Source organism: Mycobacterium sp. E2462 (assembly GCF_001672685.1).
Classification (GTDB): domain Bacteria; phylum Actinomycetota; class Actinomycetes; order Mycobacteriales; family Mycobacteriaceae; genus Mycobacterium.
Map to the genome: position 1 here is coordinate 1 of NZ_LZKC01000460.1, position 3,683 is coordinate 3,683.

Sequence of the window (3,683 nt, forward strand, 5' to 3'; positions counted from 1 at the left end):
ATCGAGTTGAACCACATCCCGTGGGGGTGACGGCGGTACACGGCCATGGTCTCGGGCAACATCGCGACCTCGCCGTGCAGGGCATGGCGCACGTGCAGATACCAGTCCAAGGGCATGACGTCCGGCGGGATGTCGTCATAGCGGGGGAGCCGGCGATACATCACCGAGTTGGTCTGGATGAAATTCCGTGAGAGCAAACCCTCGACGCTGACGTCGCCGGCCAGGAATGGCGGCGGGAACTTGGGAAAGAAAGTTTCTTCCATCTTCTGATACAGGGTGTGCACGAACTTCAAGTCATGGCCCCGGTTGCGGGTCCACCGAATACGAACGGGATGGAAACACAACCCTGCGCCGGGATTTTGATCGAGATAGGCCGTCTGTTTGCTGAGCTTCAAGGGGTCCACCCAGTAGTCGTCCCCTTCACAGAGCGCGATGTACTCGCCGCGCGCGGCCGACAACGCTCCCGTCAGGTTCGCATTGAGACCGAGGTTTTGCGGCCGGAGGATCGGCCGGAAGCGGTCGGGATGGCGGTCGGCGTATTCCCGGATGATCTGCGGGGTGGCGTCCGTCGAGGCGTCGTCAGCGACCACGATTTCGATCGGAAACTCAGTCCGCTGGGCGATGAAGCTGTCGAAGGTCTGCCGGACGTAGGCCTCTTGGTTGTGCGTGGTCGACACCACGCTGACTTTCGGCGGGCCGGCCGCGCAACTGCTCACCGCGAGACCCCTTTCTGCCCGAGGCGTCACATCAGAGCCCCCGAACCACGCTTTCGTTACGCCGACGTGAAGAATTATCGCCGAGGTAAGTTAGGTAGGTTAGGTAATAGTAACGGGCGTGCGCGCGAGGCGCGCGGCGGGCGAAGGTGGTGGGGTCGCAGTCCCGGCATTGGGCACCATGGGCGCTCGTTCGGCGCCGCGAATCACTGAAAAGTCCGGTCACGCAACACACTTGAGAATGCCCTGGTGGTGGTGTTTTCCGGCGTTGTCGCGGAAGTTGGTCGTGAGGCGGCGTTTGCCGCCCCACGGCATGACGAGTCACACCGTGGTGCGAGCGAATTTCTCCAGGAGGTCGGCGGTGTTCTGCACGCTGTCGGCGGGTGTGCTCATCCGAGCGGCCAGCTTGCGGGCGCGGGCGGCGTACTCCGGGGCGAGGATGCGCCGCAGGTCTTCGATCAGTGATTCCCGCGTCACGGTCGAGAAGTGACGGGCGAAGCCCACTCCGAGGCGGGTGAGCTGGGCGGCCCAGATCTTTTGATCGCTCAAACTCCACAACGCGAGGGTAGGGGCGCCGGCGCGCAGACCCGCGGCAGTGGTGCCGGCGCCGCCGTGGTGCACCACGGCGCGGCAGACGGGGAAGACCGACGCGTAATTCACTGGTCCCACGACTTTCACGTGGTCGCCGTGGGAGGCGCCGCTGAAATCGGTCTTGCCCGAACACACCAGCGCCCGCTCCCCCAATTCCGCGCAGGCGGAGGCGATCATGGCCACGGTATCGGCGGGCGACTCGGCGACGGGCATGCTGCCGAAGCCGAAGCAGATCGGCGGCGTGCCCTGCGCGATCCACGACAGCACCTCGTCGTCGGAGTCGGTCGTCAATTCCATTGTCAGCGAACCGACGAAGGGCCGCTGGCCGCCCCATTTCGCCCACTCCTCGGCGAGGCCGGGGAAGCACACGTCATCGTAGGCCTGAATTTCCAAGGAACCGCGTTCGGCGATCCGCCGGGGCGACGCGACGGTCGCGGTGGCCAGCCCGAGGTCGCGGCGTTGCCGGTCTTCGGCCCGCTTGTTCATGCGCCAGCACATCCAGTCGTAGACGCTCATGCCGGTGCGCACCAACGGCTTGGGCATTCGTGGGATCAGTTGACCGTTGGGCCGCATCGGAATGTAGTGCAGGGTGGCCATCGGAATGCCGTAGTAATCAGCGACATTCACGGCGAGATCCTGGTAGAGCTGGCCGCTGAAGATGAGGTCGGCTCCCGCCCCCACCGACATCAGCGACGCGCTCATCTCCTGCCAATTCCGCAGCACGGGCTCCCACGCATCGCGGATCAGCTTGATCGGGTTGCGCACGAAATTCTTCCGAAAGTCACGGATGAATTCGTCGCTCCAGAAGTCGTGCATATCGGGGCCGTAGGCGATCGCCGGGAGACCGGCCTTCTGCGCCAGCTCCACCAGGTTCGGCGGGACGGCCATGCGCACCTCGTGGCCCCTGCGCATCAGTTCACGACCGATGGTGAGGCACGGCTCGATGTCGCCACGCGTTCCATAGCTCGCCACAGCAAATTTCATCGCGACCGTAACCTTAATCACTCTCCGTCAGCATGGGCAACTTCGGCGAGTCGCCGGTGGCCTGCGAATTGCAGATCAACGCTGGCCAATGCGCTTTCCTAGAGGAAAAGGCGGAACGGCGATGCAACGCCTTCGGCGATTGCAACGAAAATGAATTACATCGCAGTAGCGGTGTGGTGAATTCTGGCAAAGCCAATGTCATCGGCCTTTCCCCCGGACCGTAGCACTGTGACGACCTTCGAGCAGCGCAGGCATCGTCGGCTGAGGATACATTGTGCCAGAGGACCGTCGGCGTGTCTTTGGAAACCGCGCGATTTCGTATCCGCCACAGATGGCTCCGAAAAGCGCAATTTACCGACGCTTTTCGGGGCATATTTTCCCCGGCGCTTGCGGACCCGCTCAGGCGCGGCTGCGCGCTCGGGCGAAATTCTCGACGAGATCGGCGGCCTTGCGGACGCTGTCGGCGGGCTTGGTCATGTGGCTGGCGATCTGCCGGGCGCGCACCGCGTAATCCGGCGCCAGCACCCGGCGCAGGTCGGCGGTGAGGGTTTTCCGGGTCGTCGCCGAAAAGCGCCGCGTCGTCCCGACTTTCAAGCGTTTGAGCTGCGCTCCCCAAATGGTCTGGTTGGCGTCCATGGACAGGATCACGGTGGGAACGCCCGCGCGCATGCTGGCGGCCGTGGTGCCTGAACCGCCGTGGTGGACGACCGCGCGGCAGACCGGGAAGATCGCCGCGTAATTGACCGCTCCCACCACCTTCACGTGCTCGAAAGACGGCGCACTGCTGAAATCGCTGTAGCCGGCGCAGATCAACGCCCGCTCCCCCAGCTCGGCGCACGCGGCGCCGATCATTTCCACCGTCGCGGCCGGGGATGCCACGGGCATGCTGCCGAATCCGAAACAGATCGGCGGGGTACCGGCGGCAATCCACGACGCGACCTCGTCATCGGCGCCGGTGGCCAGCTGCATCGTCAACGTGCCGACGAACGGTCGCTGGTCACGCCAGTCGGCCCACTCGTCGGCCAAGCCCGGGAAGCACACCTCGTCGTAGGCCTGAATTTCCAGCGACCGCCGTTCGATGATTCGCCGGGGCGACGGCCCCGTCGCCTTCGGCAGACCCAGCTCGCGGCGTTGGGCGTCCTCGACCTTCTTGTTCAGGCGCCAACAGAACCAGTCGAACCCCACCATCGACGACCGCGCCAATGGCGCGGGAAGCAAAGACACCACCTGCCCGTTGGGCCGCATCGGGACGTGGTGCAGGGTGGCCAACGGGAGGTCGTAATACTCGGCAACGTTCGCTGCGGGTTCCTGGTAGCTCTGGCCAGCGAAGATCAGGTCAGCCCCGTCGGCCAGGGAAAGCAGCGTCGTGTTCATGTGGCGCCAGCATTGGTCGCT

Annotated in this window: 4 protein-coding genes; 1 reads left to right on the forward strand and 3 read right to left on the reverse strand. The window is 64.5% G+C overall.

The window, feature by feature from the left end; translation table 11 throughout:
- Together A5714_RS23785 and A5714_RS23790 are read right to left on the reverse strand one after the other, a co-directional pair.
- Positions 1-716: glycosyltransferase (locus A5714_RS23785; protein ID WP_231975971.1), on the reverse strand; the 716-nt coding region annotated here is incomplete at its 3' end.
- Positions 717-1,034: 318 nt separating this feature from the next.
- Positions 1,035-2,288, reverse strand: coding sequence for a glycosyltransferase (locus A5714_RS23790; protein ID WP_082959939.1), 1,254 nt, complete (start codon positions 2,286-2,288; stop codon positions 1,035-1,037).
- A gap of 32 nt (positions 2,289-2,320) precedes the next feature.
- Between A5714_RS23790 and A5714_RS26400 the strand changes: the two genes are divergently transcribed.
- The gene (locus tag A5714_RS26400) at positions 2,321-2,512 is read left to right on the forward strand and encodes a hypothetical protein (RefSeq protein ID WP_156747472.1); all 192 of its coding nucleotides are present in this window, start codon (positions 2,321-2,323) and stop codon (positions 2,510-2,512) included.
- A gap of 175 nt (positions 2,513-2,687) precedes the next feature.
- On the opposite strand, the gene A5714_RS23795 is transcribed toward A5714_RS26400, so the two are convergent.
- On the reverse strand, positions 2,688-3,683 hold a 996-nt coding region (locus A5714_RS23795), incomplete at its 5' end, for a glycosyltransferase (protein ID WP_068282785.1).